17 protein-coding genes and 5 tRNA genes are annotated in these 17202 nt (G+C 59.5%); 9 read left to right on the top strand and 13 right to left on the bottom strand.

Annotated features, from left to right (window positions below; genetic code table 11):
- Window positions 1–31: 31 nt before the first annotated feature.
- From QOL84_RS00945 to gltX, 8 genes are all read right to left on the bottom strand, one after another.
- Window positions 32–469, bottom strand: a complete 438-nt coding sequence (locus QOL84_RS00945; protein ID WP_129394720.1) for an acyl-CoA thioesterase — start codon at window positions 467–469, stop codon at window positions 32–34.
- A 46-nt stretch (window positions 470–515) separates the two neighbouring features.
- On the bottom strand, window positions 516–1349 hold the full coding sequence (locus tag QOL84_RS00940; protein WP_129394721.1) for an alpha/beta fold hydrolase: 834 nt from the start codon (window positions 1347–1349) through the stop codon (window positions 516–518).
- Window positions 1350–1379: 30 nt separating this feature from the next.
- The gene (locus QOL84_RS00935) at window positions 1380–1919 is read right to left on the bottom strand and encodes a TetR/AcrR family transcriptional regulator (protein WP_129394722.1); all 540 of its coding nucleotides are present in this window, start codon (window positions 1917–1919) and stop codon (window positions 1380–1382) included.
- A 181-nt stretch (window positions 1920–2100) separates the two neighbouring features.
- Window positions 2101–2176, bottom strand: a tRNA-Glu gene (locus QOL84_RS00930).
- A gap of 80 nt (window positions 2177–2256) precedes the next feature.
- Window positions 2257–2332 (bottom strand) — tRNA-Ala (locus QOL84_RS00925).
- 53 nt (window positions 2333–2385) lie between these two features.
- Window positions 2386–2461, bottom strand: a tRNA-Glu gene (locus QOL84_RS00920).
- 80 nt (window positions 2462–2541) lie between these two features.
- Window positions 2542–2617: transfer RNA gene (locus tag QOL84_RS00915), tRNA-Ala, on the bottom strand.
- 257 nt (window positions 2618–2874) lie between these two features.
- On the bottom strand, window positions 2875–4356 hold the full coding sequence (gltX, locus tag QOL84_RS00910) for a glutamate--tRNA ligase (RefSeq protein ID WP_283435826.1): 1482 nt from the start codon (window positions 4354–4356) through the stop codon (window positions 2875–2877).
- 228 nt (window positions 4357–4584) lie between these two features.
- Here gltX and QOL84_RS00905 point away from each other — a divergent pair, with 228 nt between their 5' ends.
- Together QOL84_RS00905 and QOL84_RS00900 are read left to right on the top strand one after the other, a co-directional pair.
- Window positions 4585–5634 carry an HlyD family secretion protein gene (locus QOL84_RS00905; protein ID WP_283435825.1) on the top strand — a complete coding sequence of 350 codons (1050 nt, stop codon included), beginning with the start codon at window positions 4585–4587 and terminating at the stop codon, window positions 5632–5634.
- Window positions 5624–7174: an MDR family MFS transporter gene (locus QOL84_RS00900; RefSeq protein WP_488168961.1), complete on the top strand. Its 1551-nt coding sequence runs from the start codon at window positions 5624–5626 to the stop codon at window positions 7172–7174. Before QOL84_RS00905 ends, QOL84_RS00900 begins: the two co-directional genes overlap by 11 nt.
- A 116-nt stretch (window positions 7175–7290) precedes the next feature.
- On the opposite strand, the gene uvrB is transcribed toward QOL84_RS00900, so the two are convergent.
- Window positions 7291–9306 carry an excinuclease ABC subunit UvrB gene (uvrB, locus tag QOL84_RS00895; RefSeq protein WP_283435824.1) on the bottom strand — a complete coding sequence of 672 codons (2016 nt, stop codon included), beginning with the start codon at window positions 9304–9306 and terminating at the stop codon, window positions 7291–7293.
- A gap of 337 nt (window positions 9307–9643) precedes the next feature.
- Here uvrB and QOL84_RS00890 point away from each other — a divergent pair, with 337 nt between their 5' ends.
- Window positions 9644–10840, top strand: coding sequence for an amino acid aminotransferase (locus tag QOL84_RS00890; protein ID WP_283435823.1), 1197 nt, complete (start codon window positions 9644–9646; stop codon window positions 10838–10840).
- 224 nt (window positions 10841–11064) lie between these two features.
- The gene (locus QOL84_RS00885) at window positions 11065–11265 is read left to right on the top strand and encodes a hypothetical protein (RefSeq protein ID WP_102358660.1); all 201 of its coding nucleotides are present in this window, start codon (window positions 11065–11067) and stop codon (window positions 11263–11265) included.
- Here the strand turns inward: QOL84_RS00885 and QOL84_RS00880 are convergent.
- Entirely contained in the window at window positions 11262–11492 is a 231-nt protein-coding gene (locus tag QOL84_RS00880; RefSeq protein ID WP_129394728.1) for a hypothetical protein, read from the bottom strand. The genes QOL84_RS00885 and QOL84_RS00880 overlap by 4 nt on opposite strands.
- A gap of 219 nt (window positions 11493–11711) precedes the next feature.
- Here QOL84_RS00880 and QOL84_RS00875 point away from each other — a divergent pair.
- Window positions 11712–11787 (top strand) — tRNA-Asn (locus tag QOL84_RS00875).
- Between the two features lie 181 nt (window positions 11788–11968).
- On the opposite strand, the gene QOL84_RS00870 is transcribed toward QOL84_RS00875, so the two are convergent.
- On the bottom strand, window positions 11969–13492 hold the full coding sequence (locus QOL84_RS00870) for a nucleobase:cation symporter-2 family protein (RefSeq protein WP_283435822.1): 1524 nt from the start codon (window positions 13490–13492) through the stop codon (window positions 11969–11971).
- Window positions 13493–13746: 254 nt separating this feature from the next.
- Here QOL84_RS00870 and QOL84_RS00865 point away from each other — a divergent pair, with 254 nt between their 5' ends.
- Both QOL84_RS00865 and QOL84_RS00860 read left to right on the top strand, forming a co-directional pair.
- Window positions 13747–14031: a BrnT family toxin gene (locus QOL84_RS00865; RefSeq protein WP_283435821.1), complete on the top strand. Its 285-nt coding sequence runs from the start codon at window positions 13747–13749 to the stop codon at window positions 14029–14031.
- A 3-nt stretch (window positions 14032–14034) separates the two neighbouring features.
- Window positions 14035–14364 carry a BrnA antitoxin family protein gene (locus QOL84_RS00860; protein ID WP_283435820.1) on the top strand — a complete coding sequence of 110 codons (330 nt, stop codon included), beginning with the start codon at window positions 14035–14037 and terminating at the stop codon, window positions 14362–14364.
- A 3-nt stretch (window positions 14365–14367) separates the two neighbouring features.
- Here the strand turns inward: QOL84_RS00860 and QOL84_RS00855 are convergent, their stop codons facing one another.
- Together QOL84_RS00855 and xth are read right to left on the bottom strand one after the other, a co-directional pair.
- Entirely contained in the window at window positions 14368–15195 is an 828-nt protein-coding gene (locus QOL84_RS00855; RefSeq protein WP_283435819.1) for an arylamine N-acetyltransferase family protein, read from the bottom strand.
- Between the two features lie 101 nt (window positions 15196–15296).
- Window positions 15297–16091 (bottom strand): exodeoxyribonuclease III, encoded by a 795-nt coding sequence (gene xth / locus QOL84_RS00850; protein WP_129394733.1) that lies wholly within the window; start codon window positions 16089–16091, stop codon window positions 15297–15299.
- Between the two features lie 128 nt (window positions 16092–16219).
- Between xth and QOL84_RS00845 the strand changes: the two genes are divergently transcribed.
- Complete coding sequence (locus QOL84_RS00845) at window positions 16220–16801, top strand: GNAT family N-acetyltransferase (RefSeq protein WP_283435818.1); 582 nt, start codon at window positions 16220–16222, stop codon at window positions 16799–16801.
- 85 nt (window positions 16802–16886) lie between these two features.
- Window positions 16887–17198, top strand: a complete 312-nt coding sequence (locus tag QOL84_RS00840) for a hypothetical protein (protein WP_129394735.1) — start codon at window positions 16887–16889, stop codon at window positions 17196–17198.
- Window positions 17199–17202 lie beyond the last annotated feature (4 nt).

The raw sequence follows: 17202 nt of genomic DNA, 5'->3' as shown, positions 1-17202 counted from the left end.
GCAGCCTGCGGCAGCTCCTACAGGGATCGGGTCAGGCGGGGATTTGGATCGCCGGGCCGTAGCCTTCGATAAACTCGGCCGGCATGCGCTTGGGCCTGCCAGTGGACAGTTCGATGCAGACGAACGTGGTCTGCGCGCGCAACAGCGTGGTGTTGTCGCTCGGACGCTTGAGCTGGAAATGCCGGGTCATTTTCAGGCGCTGATCCCAATCGACGATCCAGGTCGCCAATTGCAGTTCGTCGCCTTCATAGGCCGCCGCCAGATAATCGATTTCATGGCGGACCACGGCCATCGCCCGGTCCAGCCGCCGATATTCGACCAGGTCCAGCCCCAGACGCTGCGAGTGGCGCCAGGCGCAGCGTTCGAGCCAGGTCACGTACACCGCGTTGTTCGCGTGGCCCAGACCGTCGATGTCTTCGGCGCCTACTTGCAGATCAATGGTAAACGGCGTTGCCCGATCCCAGCCCATGCCCCACTCCCGGTCAATGTATTCAACCGGGGCAGTGTAACGGAGCTCACGCCGATTGGCGCGCCTGAAGGCTGCGGCCGGCCAGCAGTGATAACACTCCATCAATCACCCGAGGGTCGGCGAGTACGCGCTGATGACCGCCGCCTTCAAGGCGCAACAAGCGGCTGTCGAACCAGGATTCGTGGATCAGCTGTGACTCTTTGACCGAGACGAAGGTATCGTCCTCGGCATGCACGATCAGCCCGGGCATATCCAGTTGATAGTGCGCAACGTCCAGCGTGGCGGCACGCATGCCGACATCCTGCTCGACCTGACGAATGAACGCGGAGCGCGCTCGCGGCGGCATGCCCATGTAGCGGGCGAATCCGCGTAGCACACCCAGAATGCGCGCCGGTGCGGCGATACTCACGAGGGTTTCGGTGCGCAAGCCCAATTGCACGGCGAGCATGGCACTGGCACCGCCCATGGAGTGGCCGATAACGGCTTGCAGTGGCGGTAACTCGGCCGCCGCTTCGAGCATCGCCCGAGCGAACAGCACGACATTGGCCTCACGCCCCGGCGAGCGACCGTGGGCCGGACCATCGAGTGCGACGACGGTGTAGCCGGCTTCGACCAGCGCGGTGATCAATGACGCGAATTGAGTCGGCCGGCCTTCCCAGCCGTGCATCAGCAGCACGGTCGGACCTTGGCCCCAGCGCAGCGCCGACAGGCCGAAGCGCAGGGTAATCCGCTCGGAATTGGCCAACAGCGGCAATTCCCAATCGCGCAACGGCAGCGCGCGCGGCGTCATGAATACCGAACGCATCTTGCTCGCTACCCGCTTCGGTGCAATCCAGCCCAAGGTGCCATTAACGCCACGAACCCATTTCAACGTGCTCATCGCTCTCTCCTCAGGCCTGTTGCCTTCAGGTCAACGCACCGCCGACTTGGCAGCGCGCAGCAATCGATCGGATAAATCTCCCGGGCCCAGCGCTCTTGCGAGGGCCAGACCACCCACCATCAAGGCCATGTCGGCCAGAGCTTTATCGGTGTCCTCAGGACTGGCCGCCAACTGCGCAACCATCAACTCCAGGTGTTCGTTCAGCGCGAGGCGGAACGAATCCGGCAAACGCCCCAGTTCGCCGATGGAAGCAGGAATCGGGCACGCCGCCTCGCTGGAGTCGCGGTGCTTGCGCGACAGGTAGAACGCAGCGACCAGCGCGCGGCGTTCTTCACCAGTCAGTTCGCTGTCCATGTCGGCAATCAGGTCGCGGCGGCGACCGAGCAATTGCTTGAACGCTTCAAGCATCATCGCGTCCTTGCTTTCGAAGTGCGCATAGAAGCCACCGACGGTGAGGCCGGCCGCGCCCATCACTTCGCCCACGCTAGGGTCTGCCGGGCCGCGCTGAATCAGTGCGGAGCTGGCAGCCTTGAGGATGCGTTCGCGGGTTTGAGCTTTTTTATCGTTCATCGTTGCCTCCGAATATTACGACTAGAATATTATTCGCATAATAATATTCCGCAAGTCAAGAATATGACCGCTGGTCTGAAGCACAGTGTAAGGAAAAAGGAGAGTTGGCCAAACGCCAGACAAACAAAAGGGCCATTCAATAATTGAATGACCCTTATAAATCCCGCAGAGCGGGTAATCGTGGCGTCCCCTAGGGGACTCGAACCCCTGTTACCGCCGTGAAAGGGCGGTGTCCTAGGCCACTAGACGAAGGGGACACAAACCTTCTATACAACTGATCAGTGCTGAGAGCTGATCGATTCAAGGCCGGTGTGGCCAGACCTTGAACTTGTAAAATTGGTGGAGCTTAGCGGGATCGAACCGCTGACCTCCTGCATGCCATGCAGGCGCTCTCCCAGCTGAGCTAAAGCCCCGGATTTTTCGCCTCGCGGCGGAGTGACATCTTGCAACATCACTTCTGTAAAACTGGCGTCCCCTAGGGGACTCGAACCCCTGTTACCGCCGTGAAAGGGCGGTGTCCTAGGCCACTAGACGAAGGGGACGCAAACCCTTCTATACAACTGATCAACGCTGAGTGTTGATCGCTTCAAGGCCGGTGTGGCCAGACCTCGAAGTGTAAAATTGGTGGAGCTAAACGGGATCGAACCGTTGACCTCCTGCATGCCATGCAGGCGCTCTCCCAGCTGAGCTATAGCCCCTCATCGTTGATGTCATCGCTGAGGACGGGGCGAATCTTAAGGGTGTATCGAAAGCCTGTCAAACTTATTTTTGAAAAAAATCAAAACTTTTCGTCGGCATAACAACCACTTACCGCCCTCCTCCCGAAAATCCGGGACTTGGGATAAAGCATGCCCCTGTAGGAGCTGCCGCAGGCTGCGATCTTTTGACGTTGCCGTTTAAAGATCAACATCAAAAGATCGCAGCCTTCGGCAGCTCCTACAGGGGGGTTAAGCTATCAGGCGATAGCGGCCAGCAGCTTTTCCCACTCTTTGTTTTCTTTCTTCGACACGCCGCCCAACAGGTCGATCGCCTGACGCAGGCGGAAACGGGTCAGATCCGGGCCGATGATTTCCATCGCATCGAGCACCGACACCGAGCTTGCCTGACCGGTTATCGAAGCAAACATCAGCGGCATGGCATCACGCAGTTTCAGCTCCAGCGATTCAACCACCGCCTGAATCGTTGCGGTGATGTTGTCCTTCTCCCACTGACGCAGGCTTTCCAGCTTCCACAGGATCAACTGCATCAACTGGCGAACCTGATCGCCCGAAAGCTTTTTCGATTCGAACAGCTTGGCATCCGGATTGACGCCGCCAGCGAAGAAGAACCCGCCCAGCGGAGCAACCTGGCTGAAGGTTTCAACGCGACCCTGCACCAGCGGTGCGATCTTCATCATGTATTCCGGGTTCAGCGCCCAGGTCTGCAAGCGGCTGGCGAATTCTTCCACCGGCAGATCACGCAGCCACTGACCGTTAAGCCACGAGAGCTTCTCGATGTCGAAGATCGGCCCGCCGAGCGAGACACGCTTGAGGTCGAAGTTGTCGACCATTTCCTGCAGCGAGAACTTCTCGCGCTCATCCGGCATCGACCAGCCCATGCGACCGAGGTAGTTGAGCATCGCTTCCGGCATGAAGCCCATGCGCTCGTAGAACGTTACCGAAGTCGGGTTCTTGCGCTTGGACAGCTTGCTCTTGTCCGGGTTACGCAGCAGCGGCATGTAGCACAGCTCCGGTTGTTCCCAGCCGAAGTATTCGTACAACAGAATCAGTTTCGGCGCCGATGGCAGCCATTCTTCGCCACGCAATACGTGGGTGATTCCCATGAGGTGGTCATCGACCACGTTGGCGAGGAAGTACGTCGGCAGGCCGTCGGTCTTCATCAGCACTTGCATGTCCATGCGATCCCACGGGATCTCGACGTCGCCACGGAGCATGTCCGGCACCACGCAGACGCCTTCGCTTGGCACTTTCATGCGGATCACGTGCGGTTCGCCAGCCGCCAGACGGGCCGCGACTTCTTCTTTCGACAACAGCAGTGCGCGACCGTCGTAGCGTGGGGTTTCGCCGCGAGCCATTTGCTCGGCGCGCATCTGATCCAGCTCTTCAGCGGTGCAGAAGCATGGGAACGCGTGGCCCATTTCAACCAGTTGCTGGCAATACTTCTGGTAAATGTCGCCGCGCTCGCTCTGGCGATACGGGCCGTGCGGGCCGCCAACGTCCGGGCCTTCGCTCCAGTCGATACCCAACCAGCGCAGGGCGTCGAAGATCTGCTGTTCGGACTCGCGGGTCGAACGCAACTGGTCGGTGTCTTCGATCCGCAGGATGAACTCACCACCATGCTGCTTGGCAAAGCAGTAGTTGAACAATGCGATGTAAGCGGTACCTACGTGGGGATCCCCGGTAGGCGATGGCGCGATGCGAGTGCGGACGGTGGTCATGGCATGTCTCGAAAAGAATGAAAAGCAAAACAATCAAGCGGCGAATGGTAACAGGCGACACCCGCCCCGCTCCAGCAGACAGGGCATTTAAGCCAAGTTTGCGTCTGTAACGCGCGTAAGCCGCAGTGAATGGCCGAATATCAACCGTGGGCATTTACCGTTTATCGGCTGTATGCGAGATTCAGCCGCTGATAACTTTCCTTACAATTCCTCGACTACAGTTTGCCCATGCCTGCCCAACTCAAGCGTCGCCTGTTGATTTTCCTGCTGCTCGTCCTGCTGATTGCCGGGGGCTTTTTCGCTCATTGGTTTTTCAAGGGACGCTTTTTTGAAAGCACCGACAACGCCTATGTCCAGGGCGAAATCACCCGTGTGTCGAGCCAACTGAGCGCGCGCATCGATGAAGTGCTGGTGCAGGACAATCAACACGTCGAAAAAGGCCAATTGCTGGTACGCCTTGAGCCGAACGATTTCCATCTGGCCGTGGACCGCGCCAATGCCGCCCTCGCCACCCGCGAAGCCGAACGCTTGCAAGCGCAAAGCAAACTCACCCAGCAATCGAGCCTGATCGCCGCCAGCGATGCGCAAGTGGCGACCACACAAGCGACGCTGGGCCGTTCGCAAATGGATTTGTCGCGGGCGGAAACCCTGCGCAAACCCGGTTATGTCTCTGAGGAACGCGTGACCACCCTCTCCGCCGACACTCACATTGCCCGCTCGCAAGTGGCCAAGGCGCAGGCTGATGCGCAAGGTCAGCGCCAACAGGTCAACGCCTTGAACGCGGAAATCAAACGCCTCGATGCACAGATCGCCAACGCCCGCGCCGATCTCGCGCAAGCCGAACTCAACCTGACCCGCAGCGAAATCCACGCGCCGATCAGCGGCCTCGTCGGCCAGCGTGCCGCGCGCAACGGCCAAGTGGTGCAGGCCGGCGCTTACCTGTTGTCGATCGTTCCGGACGAAGACATCTGGGTGCAGGCCAACTTCAAAGAAACCCAGATCGGTCACATGCAGCCCGGGCAAAAAGCCGAGCTGACCTTCGACGCGTACGGCGACACGCCGATCGAAGCGCGGGTCGACAGTCTGTTCGCCGCGTCCGGCGCACAGTTCAGCCTGCTGCCGCCAGACAACGCCACCGGCAACTTCACCAAAGTCGTGCAGCGGATTCCGGTGAAACTGACCTTCAAGGCCGACAACCCGTTGCACGGCAAAATCCGCCCGGGCATGTCCGCCACCGCCACCGTGAACATCAAAGACGCCCCGGACAATGGCCGGTGATTCGCTGATCCGCCCGGTCGGCGAACCGACCCGGCGCGATTGGATTGCGGTGATGAGCGTGATGCTCGGCGCCTTCATGGCCGTGCTCGACATCCAGATCACCAACTCATCGCTCAAAGACATTCAGGGTGCGTTGTCGGCGACGCTGGAAGAAGGCTCGTGGATTTCCACCTCTTATCTGGTCGCGGAAATCATCATGATCCCGTTGACCGCGTGGCTGGTGCAGCTGCTCTCGGCGCGGCGCTTGGCGGTGTGGGTGTCGCTGGGGTTTCTGGTGTCTTCGCTGCTGTGTTCGATGGCCTGGAGCCTGGAGAGCATGATCGTCTTTCGCGCCATGCAGGGATTCACCGGCGGCGCGCTGATCCCGCTGGCGTTCACCCTGACCCTGATCAAACTCCCTGAACATCACCGCGCCAAAGGCATGGCGATGTTTGCCATGACCGCCACTTTTGCGCCGTCCATCGGCCCGACGCTGGGCGGCTGGCTTACGGAAAACTGGGGTTGGGAATACATCTTCTACATCAACATCCCGCCGGGCCTGATCATGATCGCCGGCCTGATGTACGGGCTGGAGAAGAAAGAAGCGCACTGGGAATTGCTCAAAAGCACCGACTACACCGGCATCCTCACGCTAGGGATTGGCCTCGGTTGCTTGCAGGTATTTCTGGAAGAAGGCCATCGCAAGGACTGGCTCGAATCGAGCCTGATCGTGACGCTGGGCAGCATTGCGCTGGTGAGTCTGATCACCTTTGTGATCGTGCAGATCTCCAAACCGAATCCGCTGATCAACCTCGGCATTCTGCGTAACCGCAACTTCGGCTTATCGAGTATTTCCAGCCTGGGCATGGGTGTCGGGTTGTACGGCTCGATCTACCTGTTGCCGCTGTACCTTGCGCAGATCCAGAACTACAACGCCCTGCAGATCGGCGAAGTGATCATGTGGATGGGCGTGCCGCAGTTGTTCCTGATTCCGCTGGTGCCGAAGCTGATGAAGTTCGTCTCGCCGAAATGGCTGTGCACGCTCGGGTTCGGATTGTTTGGTCTGGCGAGTTTTTCGTCGGGGGTGCTCAACCCGGACTTCGCCGGGCCACAGTTCAATCAGATCCAGATTATTCGGGCGCTGGGGCAGCCATTGATCATGGTGACCATTTCGCTGATCGCCACGGCGTACATCCTGCCGCAGGATGCGGGCTCGGCGTCGAGCCTCTTTAATATCCTGCGCAACCTGGGCGGAGCGATCGGTATTGCCTTGCTCGCGACATTACTGGATGCGCGCACCAAGACTTATTTTGATTATTTGCGTGAAGCGGTAGTGCCGACCAATCCGCAGGTGGCGGAGCGACTGGCGTCGATGACGGATCGGTTTGGCAGTGATACGGCGGCGCTGGGCAAGTTGAGTGAGATCGTCCATCAGCAGGCGGCGATCATGGCTTACAACGATGCGTTTCACTTTGTCGGGATTGCGCTGGGGGTGAGCATGCTGGCGATTTTGTTGACCAAGAAATTGCCACAAGGATTGAAGGCTGGGGAATCCCACTAACTGCAACTGATCGTTCCCATGCTCCGCGTGGGAATGACTCCGGTGACGCTCTGCGTCACAGCGGACGCGGAGCGTCCGGGGCTGCATTCCCACGCAGAGCGTGGGAACGATCATCCTTACACAGCCAAAAGGCGTTCGCGCAATTTGGCAATCTCATCGCGCATCTGCGCCGCTGCTTCAAACTCCAGATCCCGCGCCAGCTGATACATCTTCTCTTCCAGCGCACGAATGCGTTTGGTGATCTCGCTCGGCGAACGCAATTCGGCTTCGTACTTGGCGTTCTCTTCGGCGGCCTTGGCCATGCCCTTGCGCTTCTTGCTGCGCGAGCCCGGCACGGTGGCGCCTTCCATGATGTCGGCGACATCCTTGAACACGCCTTTCGGGATGATGCCGTTTTCCAGGTTGAAAGCTATCTGCTTGTCGCGACGACGCTCGGTCTCGCCAATCGCCCGCTCCATCGAACCGGTCATGCGATCGGCGTAGAGAATCGCCCGGCCATTGAGGTTACGCGCCGCCCGGCCAATGGTCTGGATCAGCGAGCGTTCGGAACGCAGGAAACCTTCCTTGTCGGCGTCGAGAATCGCCACCAGCGACACTTCCGGCATGTCCAGACCTTCACGCAGCAGGTTGATCCCGACCAGCACATCGAACGTGCCGAGACGCAGGTCACGGATAATCTCCACGCGCTCAACGGTGTCGATGTCCGAGTGCAGATAACGCACACGCACGCCGTGGTCGGCGAGGTAATCAGTGAGGTCTTCGGCCATGCGCTTGGTCAGCGTGGTGACCAGCACGCGCTCTTCGATTGCCACGCGCTTGGAGATTTCCGACAGCAGATCGTCGACCTGCGTCAGCGCCGGGCGCACTTCAATCTGTGGGTCGACCAGACCGGTCGGACGCACCAGTTGCTCGACCACGCGCCCGGCATGTTCGGCTTCGTAGTTACCTGGTGTCGCCGAGACAAAAATGGTCTGCGGGCTAACCCCTTCCCACTCGTCAAAACGCATCGGCCGGTTATCCAGCGCCGACGGCAGGCGGAAGCCGTATTCAACCAGGGTTTCCTTGCGCGAACGGTCGCCCTTATACATCGCGCCGACCTGCGGCACGCTGACGTGGGACTCGTCGATCACCAGCAAGGCATCCGCCGGCAGGTAATCGTAAAGCGTAGGCGGCGCCGCGCCGGCCGGACGTCCGGACAGATAACGTGAGTAGTTTTCGATGCCGTTGCAGTAACCCAGTTCGAGGATCATTTCCAGGTCGAAACGCGTGCGCTGCTCCAGACGCTGAGCCTCGACCAGTTTGTTGTTGCTGCGCAGGTATTCGAGACGCTCCTGCAATTCGACCTTGATGTGTTCGATGGCATCGAGCAGGGTTTCCCGTGGCGTCACATAGTGGCTCTTCGGGTAGAAAGTGAAACGCGGCATCTTGCGGATGACTTCGCCGGTCAGCGGGTCGAATGCGGAAATGCTTTCGACTTCGTCATCGAACAACTCGATGCGGATCGCTTCAAGATCGGATTCCGCCGGGTAAATGTCGATCACATCACCACGCACGCGGAAGGTCGCGCGGGCAAAATCCATGTCGTTGCGGGTGTATTGCAGGTCGGCCAGACGGCGCAGCAGTGCACGCTGATCGAGCTTGTCGCCGCGATCGACGTGCAGGACCATCTTCAAATAGGTTTCCGGACTACCCAGACCGTAGATGCACGACACCGTGGTGACGATGATCGCGTCCTTGCGCTCCAACAGCGCTTTGGTCGCGGACAGACGCATTTGTTCGATGTGGTCGTTGATCGACGCATCCTTCTCGATGAAGGTGTCGGACGACGGCACGTAGGCTTCGGGCTGATAGTAGTCGTAGTAGGAAACGAAATATTCGACGGCGTTGTTCGGGAAGAACGCCTTGAACTCGCCGTACAACTGCGCAGCGAGGGTTTTGTTCGGCGCCAGCACCAGCGTCGGGCGCTGGATCTGCGAGATGACATTGGCGATGCTGAAGGTCTTGCCCGAGCCGGTCACACCGAGCAGCGTCTGGTGCGCCAGCCCGGCTTCGATACCCTCGACCAGTTGGCGAATGGCTTCCGGCTGATCGCCGGCGGGCTCGAAGCGGGTGACGAGCTGGAATTCGGACATATACACCTCTGGGATCGCGGTACTCCGAGCAAAGCGGAACACCACGGGGACGACCGCAAACGACCGGTGTCGCGCAAAAAAAAACCTGGATTGTGCTCAATGTGGTGGCGATTGCCTCACCTTTCAAGGCAAACGTCCTACATCCGGTAAAGACTCTGACACGGCCAATCGACTAACGGTCGAGAAATAATCGGAAAAACTTACCTGAAAAGCCGATTCGCCTGTCGCCATTGCTCGCAGATGGCCTCTATACTAGCTCCCCGTTTGTGCACCGCTCTAGTGCATTCGGCTGGAGCGCCACACGTCCCTCCACTATCCATTCAGAGCCGCCGTAATAATGAGCCTGTTCTCCGCTGTCGAAATGGCACCCCGCGATCCAATCCTGGGCCTCAACGAAGCATTCAACGCCGATACCCGGACCGACAAGGTCAACCTGGGCGTGGGTGTTTACTGCAACGAAGAGGGGCGAATTCCACTTTTGCGCGCCGTTATCGAAGCCGAGACGATTCGCGTCGCTCAACACGCTTCGCGCGGTTACCTGCCGATCGATGGCATCGCTGCCTACGACCAGGCCGTGCAAAAGTTGCTGTTCGGTAACGACTCGCCGCTGATCAGCGCCGGTCGCGTCATCACCACGCAGGCCGTCGGCGGGACCGGCGCCCTGAAAATCGGTGCCGACTTCCTCAAGCAACTGCTGCCGAACGCCGTCGTCGCGATCAGCGACCCGAGCTGGGAAAACCACCGTGCGCTGTTCGAAACCGCCGGTTTCCCGGTGCAGAACTATCGCTACTACGACGCCGCCACTCACGACGTTAACCGTGCCGGCATGCTCGAAGACCTCAACGCCCTGCCGAACGGCTCGATCGTTATCCTCCACGCTTGCTGCCACAACCCGACCGGCGTCGACCTGACCCCGGCGGACTGGAACAACGTGCTGGAAGCGGTCAAGGCCAAAGGTCATGTGCCGTTCCTCGACATGGCTTACCAGGGTTTCGGCGACGGTATCGACGAAGACGCCGCTGCCGTGCGCCTGTTCGCTGAGTCCGGCCTGACCTTCTTCGTTTCGAGCTCGTTCTCCAAGTCGTTCTCGCTGTACGGCGAGCGCGTGGGTGCGCTGTCGATCATCAGCGAATCGAAAGAAGAAAGCGCGCGCGTACTGTCGCAAGTCAAACGCGTGATCCGCACCAACTACTCCAACCCGCCGACCCACGGTGCAAGCATCGTCGCTGCGGTGTTGAACAGCCCGCAACTGCGTGCGCAGTGGGAAGCCGAGCTGGCCGAAATGCGTCTGCGCATTCGCGGCATGCGCGAGCAGATGGTTGCCCTGCTGGCGGAAAAAGCACCGGGCCGCGACTTCAGCTTCGTCGGTCGTCAGCGCGGGATGTTCTCCTACTCGGGCCTGACCACTGAACAAGTGCATCGTCTGCGTAACGAGTTCGGCATCTACGCCCTGGACACCGGTCGCATCTGCGTGGCCGCACTGAACCAGAGCAACATCAAGGCTGTGACGGATGCGATCGTTCAGGTCATCTGATTTCGCTGCGTGATGAAAAACGGGAAGCCTTGGGCTTCCCGTTTTTTATTTGTCCGAAGGAATGCAACATTCCCTCTAAACTGCACACAAATCAAAACTGTAGGAGTGAGCCTGCTCGCGATAGCGTCGGATCAGTTGACGCTTCACTGCCTGACACACCGCTATCGCGAGCAGGCTCACTCCTACAGGGTTTGTGTACATCCGAGAATTCTGCGAGAAACCAAATGAAAAACGACAACCTGCGCGCCGACCGTGACGATCTGGATGACTTCATCCCTCGCGCATCGGCCAAACGCGAAAAAAGCCTGGTGCTGCAAGTTGCCGCCGGGGTGTTTCTCGGTGGCCTGGCCTTGTGGCTGGTGCAACTGGCGGCGACTGCGGCCTACGCCAAATTGCTGCTCGGCACGATCACCTTCGGCAGTTAAGCCAGTTCACTCGCGCGCTGACTGGCCGCATCGTCATAGGCGACGTAGAGCGATTCGGCGATCTGACTCTTGATCGCCTTGGCGCTTTCAAGCCCAAGGACAAAACCCTCGGCCTTACCGCCGGCACGGTTCAATTCTTCAGCGGTGCTGGCCTGAGTGATCGCGTCGAAGAGTTTCTCGGCGTGAGGCCCTACCCCTTTCGGCAGGCTGATTTGCGCGATGCTCATGCGAACACCTGGTTTTTGCGGGTTGTCTGGTTCATGGCGCGTACCTTTTCGGCGAATGGCCGGCAGCGCGTGTTACCACTTCCGGGCGGCCATGGTAGACCTCTGCTACGGTTCTGGTAACCGCCAATCGCTGACAAACCACCGTCTGTCCTGATGAATTTCAGTTTTTTCCACCTCGCGCTTGACTTCTCTTTTTGAATCAGTAACATACACACCAATTCCGCAATAGCTCAGTTGGTAGAGCAAATGACTGTTAATCATTGGGTCCCTGGTTCGAGTCCAGGTTGTGGAGCCAAATAGCAAAGCCCCTGAATCGAAAGATTCAGGGGCTTTTTTGTGGGCGGCCGAAAAGATCAAAAGATCGCAGACCACCGATCCCTGTAGGAGCTGCCGAAGGCTGCGATCCTTTGATCTTCACATGAAAAAGGGCCGATCTGTTCAAAACAGATCGGCCCTTTTCTATTCAGGCACAGCGGTCAGACATGCTCGCTGCTCTTCGCCTGCGCTTTCGGCGCGCCATGTCCGTGGTCGTGATCATCCGGCTCGATCACCGGCACTTCCTTGCCATCGCAGTCATGCAGTTTGCCGTCGCTGAAGTAGTCGCCTTCGCGCAACGCATCCAGATCGCGATAACGCAGGGTGCGCTCTTCCGCTGCCGCAAACACCGACTGCTGATCGGAGTTACCGGTGGTGAAGTGGTTGAACGCGAGGTTGAGCAGGATCGCCATGATCGCCGACGAGCTGATGCCCGAGTGGAAAATGGTCGCGAACCAGCTCGGGAAGTGATCGTAGAAGTTCGGCGCAGCAATCGGGATCATGCCGAAACCGATCGACGTCGCCACGATGATCAGGTTGACGTTGTTGCGGTAATCAACCTTCGACAGTGTACGAATCCCACTCGCGGCAACCGTGCCGAACAGCACGATACCGGCGCCGCCGAGCACCGAAGTCGGCACCGCTGCAATAACCCGCCCCATGAATGGCAGCAGGCCTAGGATCACCAGGAACACACCGCCAGTGGCGACCACGAAGCGGCTCTTGATCCCGGTCACTGCCACCAGCCCGACGTTCTGGGCGAAGGCGCTCTGGGTGAAAGAACCGAAGATCGGCGCGAACATGCTCGACAGCATGTCGGCACGCAGGCCGTTGCCCAGACGCTTGGAATCAACCTTGGTGCCGATGATTTCACCGACCGCCAGGATATCCGCCGAGGTTTCCACCAGCGTCACCATGACCACGATGCACATCGACAGGATCGCGGCGAAGTGGAATGTCGGCATGCCGAAGTGGAACGGTGTCGGGAAGCCGAACATCGGGCCAGTGGTGACACTGGAGAAGTCCGCCATGCCGAGGAACACCGCCAGCACCGTACCGATCACCATGGCCAACAGGATCGACAGACGCGAGATGGTCGAGCTGCCGACCTTGCTCAGCAGCAACACCAGCACCAGCGTGACCGCCGCCAGACCGATGTTCTGCATGCTGCCGAAGTCCGGCGCGTGGCTATTGCCACCCATGGCCCAGCGTGCGGCCACCGGCATCAGCGTCAGGCCGATGGTGGTGATCACAATGCCGGTGACCAGCGGCGGGAAGAACTTGGTGATTCGCGAGAACACCGGCGTAATCAGCAAGCCGATCAATGATGCGGCAATCACTGCGCCCAGCACCGACTGGAAGCCGCCCTCCCCGCCACTGCTGACGATCGCGACCATGGTCGCTACGCCGGAGAACGACACGCCCTGTACCAGCGGCAACTGACAGCCAAAAAACGGCAGACCCAGGGTTTGCAGCAGTGTTGCCAGCCCCCCCGCAAACAATGAAGCAGCAATCAGCAAACCAATGTCTGCCGGCGACAGGCCGGCCGCCTGGCCGATGATCAGTGGCACCGCAACGATACCGCCGTACATGGTCAGAACATGTTGCAGGCCGTAAGCCATATTCGCGCCGACCCCGAGATTTTCGTCCTCGGGCCGTTGGTGTGAAACATGGGGCGTTTTCATGGTGGGGGGTTCCCTGGTTTTTGTTATGCGCACACTGTATTCAATACTCGGGACAAATGTCCATAGAGTTGTATACAACTTATCAGTCACATAATGGATAGGTAGCCACCCAACCTTCTAGCCCGCGGCTTGTATCCCCCACAAATCCGGCAACACATCCCTTCCTGCGTCTTCGCTCGCCCCCACTAGGCTGAACTGTTCATGGCGACCGACGGTACGGTCGCATCGTTTTTTATACATATAAAGTATGCATAATGAAGTCATTGGACATTCAGTACGACAAAAGCAAGAACGCAGCCAACAAACTCAAGCACAAAGGCGTCAGCCTCGCCGAGACCGAACCGGTCTTTCACGACGAACGAGCACTGACGATCGAGGACAACGATCACGATGAACAACGCTGGATCACCCTTGGTCTCGACGGCAAGGGACGTTTGCTGGTCGTTGCTTACAGTTATCGCGGCGCGAATGTCGTACGAATCATTTCTGCACGTGTCGCCACACCGAGCGAACGTTGCGCGTACTTTCCAGAGGCTTGATCGATGAAAGATGAATATGACTTCTCCCAAGGCAAACGCGGCGCACTGGCGCCGGCCAAGGGTAAAACCCGCATCACCATCATGCTCGACGACGCCGTCATCGAGGCGGCGCGCAACGTCGCGGAAAACGAAGGTTTCGGCTATCAGACAGTGATCAACAACACGCTGCGCCAGGTGTTGCTGGAGGGTGCCGGAAAGCCGGCCGATGACCCGGCCATTTCCGGGCAGTTCAAACAAGGCATTACCGCCGCCGACCTCAAGAGCCTCGAGAAAAAGCTGTCGGCGGCCGTCGGTGAAATCCGCCGCGTACTCGAGCCGGACGCAAAACCCTGACCGTCAGACAGGCACAAGCATTCGCGCCAGCGACTGGCGCACATGTGGCTGATCCGGCAGGCGCAAACCGAATTCCTGTTGCAGCACTTCGATCAGCTCATCGACGTCGCAGACTTCCCGGCGCTCACTGTCACCGCCCATGCGATGCAGGGCGAAACTGCCGTTGTTCAAGGTTTTGCGCCAGCCGTCGCCAGTGCGCGCAGCCATCAGGCGCTTGGCGAAAGGAGATTCCGGGTGAGTCGAGACGTACCAGTTACCGACGGTGTAGTCGGTGTCTTCCTGGCGCTGCAGATCGAACAGGTACATCGACCGCCACTCGCCGGCGACCTTGGCGCGCAGCATGTAGCCATCGACCTGCTTTTCGATGCGATAGGGTTCGTGGGGGGTGATTTGCTCGGCTTCGGAATCGAGCAGCAACGGTGCGGTCGGCACCATGCCGCCAAACCCGACGTCAGTGATGTAACGCACATCATCGATGGTCACCAGACTCAAACGGTGAGTGCGCGTGGTCCAGGTGCCTTCGGGCTGGTTCATGACCACTCGACCGCTGATGGCACGCGCGTCGAAGCCCAGTTCGAGCAACAGGGCAAAAAACAGGTGATTGAGTTCGTAGCAGTAACCGCCACGCCCGTCATGCAGGACTTTCTGCTCGATGGACGGCAGATCGATCAGTACCGGCGCGCCAGTAATGGTCGAGAGGTTTTCGAAGGTAAAGGCATTGGTGTGACGCCATTGCAATTCGCGCAGGGTGGCCAGGGTCGGCGCCGGCGGCTCAGCGAAACCGAGGCGTTGCAGATACAGTTTCACATCGTTCAGGCGGGGCTCACTCATTGCTCGATCCTTATGCATGGGGCCGCAGGTCACTGCGTTGATGGTCGCCATGTATACGGGATCGAGCAGCTGTTTCGATAATTGATTTCGCCAATCGCCCGTTAGCGCTTCTTGCGCGAAGCGATACGAATCCAGGTCGGCGCATGATCGCTGGCATGCGGCTCGTTGCGCACCCAGGCGTCTACCCCGGCCTCATGCAAATACGGACTCAGTGCCGGATTGAGCAGCAGATGATCGATGCGCAAACCGGAGTTGGTTTGCCAATGCTGACGAAAGTAATCCCAGAAGGTGTAGAGGCGATCCTCGGGGTACAGATGGCGCAATGAATCGGTCCAGCCCTGATCCAGCAAACGCTGGTAACACTCGCGGCTCTCGGGTTGCAGCAACGCGTCCTTGAGCCAGGAACGGGTGTTGTAGATGTCCATGTCAGTGGGCACGACGTTGTAGTCACCGGCCAGCACCACCGGGTGATCGCTCTGTTGCAGATCTTTCGCGTAGCTGATCAGCCGTTCGAACCAGGCCAGTTTGTAATCGAACTTCGGTCCCGGCTGCGGATTGCCATTGGGCAGGTACAGGCAGCCAACCAACACCCCGTGCACCGCCGCTTCCAGATAACGGCTGTGTTTGTCATCAGGGTCGCCGGGGAGCCCGCGCCGACTCTCCAGCGGTTGCGCATCACGGGCCAGAATCGCCACCCCGTTCCAAGCCGCCTGCCCTTGCCAGATCGCCCCGTAACCGGCGGCTTCCAGTTCGGCAGCGGGGAAGGCACTGTCGAGTGACTTGAGTTCTTGCAGGCAAGCGATGTCCGGTTGCTCGCGTTTGAGCCACTCGAGCAGGTTTGGCAATCGGGCGCGCAAACCGTTGACGTTGTAGGTGGCGATCCGCAGGTTTTTCATCGGCTGAGGCTCCTGCCCATGGGCTGTAAAAATTCTGACCCCACGATACTCGCGCCGGTTGCATCGGATCGGCCCGCTGCGGCGTAATAGGCGCTCGTCATTCGCCCGCACTGCCGAGAACCGAATCCATGCCCACCACGCTGCAAGGCCAGCGCATCGTTCTGCGCCCGCTTCAGTATGCCGACGCCGACGCCCTCCTCCACGCCGCCGCTGACGGCGAATTGTGGAACCTCACCGTCACCGTCGTGCCGTCGCCTGGCACCATCGACAATTACCTGAAAAAAGCCCTCGATGGCCGCGACGCCGGCACGGTCATGCCGTTTGTCATCGTCTTGAAGGACAGCGGCGAAGTGATCGGCTCAACGCGGTTCTGGAAGATCGATCCGCTCAATCGCAAACTGGAAATCGGCAGCAGCTGGATCGCCGCGCGCTGGCAGAAATCCTTCGTCAACACTGAAGCCAAATACCTGATGCTGCGTCATGCCTTCGACGTACTCGACTGCGTGCGCGTGCAGTTCACCACCGATGAGAACAATCAGAAATCACGAAACGCGATCCTGCGTCTCGGCGCGCAACAGGAAGGCATCGTCCGCCATGAACGGATCATGCCGGATGGCCGCAAGCGCAACTCGGTGCGCTTCAGCATCATCGATGACGAGTGGCCCCAGGTGCGTCAGCGCCTTGAGCACAAGTTGGCGGCGTACGGCTGAAGCGACCGCTCGTCACCCGGCAGGCACCAAGTGTGGCGCGTCTCAGACCAACGTCAGGTAACCAGCCCTATTCTGGAGACCTACCATGACTACCCGCACCCTGACTTCACTCGTGCTCGCCGGCCTGCTGGCAGCCACTTCCGCCGCAGCCTTCGCCGCCAACGATGGCGCGGACGCTACCGGCACCAAATCCGGCGCCACCAGCGGTACGAACATGCCGCCCAACAGTACGCCCGGCGCACCTTCCGGCAGCACCGGCAATGGCAATGACGGCTCCGTTTCGGGGTCCGGCACCGGCACTAACGGTGGCGCCAGCGGCTCGGGCTCAGGTGCCGGCGGTGGCACCGGAGCAGCGGGCGGCGGCACCGGCGGCGCGGGTGGTGGCACTGGCGGCTGAACGA

Source organism: Pseudomonas helmanticensis (genome assembly GCF_900182985.1).
Lineage (GTDB): Bacteria > Pseudomonadota > Gammaproteobacteria > Pseudomonadales > Pseudomonadaceae > Aquipseudomonas > Aquipseudomonas helmanticensis.
Note: the sequence above shows the minus strand (reverse complement) of the source record. Positions and strands in the feature narration are given on the sequence as shown.

What these genes read in the sequence shown, in the direction of transcription:
- QOL84_RS00945 (WP_129394720.1), bottom strand. Translation starts at nt 469, where the DNA reads ATGGGCTGGGATCGGGCAACGCCGTTTACCATTGATCTGCAAGTAGGC.
- QOL84_RS00940 (WP_129394721.1), bottom strand. Translation starts at nt 1,349, where the DNA reads ATGAGCACGTTGAAATGGGTTCGTGGCGTTAATGGCACCTTGGGCTGG.
- QOL84_RS00935 (WP_129394722.1), bottom strand. Translation starts at nt 1,919, where the DNA reads ATGAACGATAAAAAAGCTCAAACCCGCGAACGCATCCTCAAGGCTGCC.
- gltX (WP_283435826.1), bottom strand. Translation starts at nt 4,356, where the DNA reads ATGACCACCGTCCGCACTCGCATCGCGCCATCGCCTACCGGGGATCCC.
- QOL84_RS00905 (WP_283435825.1), top strand. Translation starts at nt 4,585, where the DNA reads ATGCCTGCCCAACTCAAGCGTCGCCTGTTGATTTTCCTGCTGCTCGTC.
- QOL84_RS00900 (WP_488168961.1), top strand. Translation starts at nt 5,624, where the DNA reads ATGGCCGGTGATTCGCTGATCCGCCCGGTCGGCGAACCGACCCGGCGC.
- uvrB (WP_283435824.1), bottom strand. Translation starts at nt 9,306, where the DNA reads ATGTCCGAATTCCAGCTCGTCACCCGCTTCGAGCCCGCCGGCGATCAG.
- QOL84_RS00890 (WP_283435823.1), top strand. Translation starts at nt 9,644, where the DNA reads ATGAGCCTGTTCTCCGCTGTCGAAATGGCACCCCGCGATCCAATCCTG.
- QOL84_RS00885 (WP_102358660.1), top strand. Translation starts at nt 11,065, where the DNA reads ATGAAAAACGACAACCTGCGCGCCGACCGTGACGATCTGGATGACTTC.
- QOL84_RS00880 (WP_129394728.1), bottom strand. Translation starts at nt 11,492, where the DNA reads ATGAGCATCGCGCAAATCAGCCTGCCGAAAGGGGTAGGGCCTCACGCC.
- QOL84_RS00870 (WP_283435822.1), bottom strand. Translation starts at nt 13,492, where the DNA reads ATGAAAACGCCCCATGTTTCACACCAACGGCCCGAGGACGAAAATCTC.
- QOL84_RS00865 (WP_283435821.1), top strand. Translation starts at nt 13,747, where the DNA reads ATGAAGTCATTGGACATTCAGTACGACAAAAGCAAGAACGCAGCCAAC.
- QOL84_RS00860 (WP_283435820.1), top strand. Translation starts at nt 14,035, where the DNA reads ATGAAAGATGAATATGACTTCTCCCAAGGCAAACGCGGCGCACTGGCG.
- QOL84_RS00855 (WP_283435819.1), bottom strand. Translation starts at nt 15,195, where the DNA reads ATGAGTGAGCCCCGCCTGAACGATGTGAAACTGTATCTGCAACGCCTC.
- xth (WP_129394733.1), bottom strand. Translation starts at nt 16,091, where the DNA reads ATGAAAAACCTGCGGATCGCCACCTACAACGTCAACGGTTTGCGCGCC.
- QOL84_RS00845 (WP_283435818.1), top strand. Translation starts at nt 16,220, where the DNA reads ATGCCCACCACGCTGCAAGGCCAGCGCATCGTTCTGCGCCCGCTTCAG.
- QOL84_RS00840 (WP_129394735.1), top strand. Translation starts at nt 16,887, where the DNA reads ATGACTACCCGCACCCTGACTTCACTCGTGCTCGCCGGCCTGCTGGCA.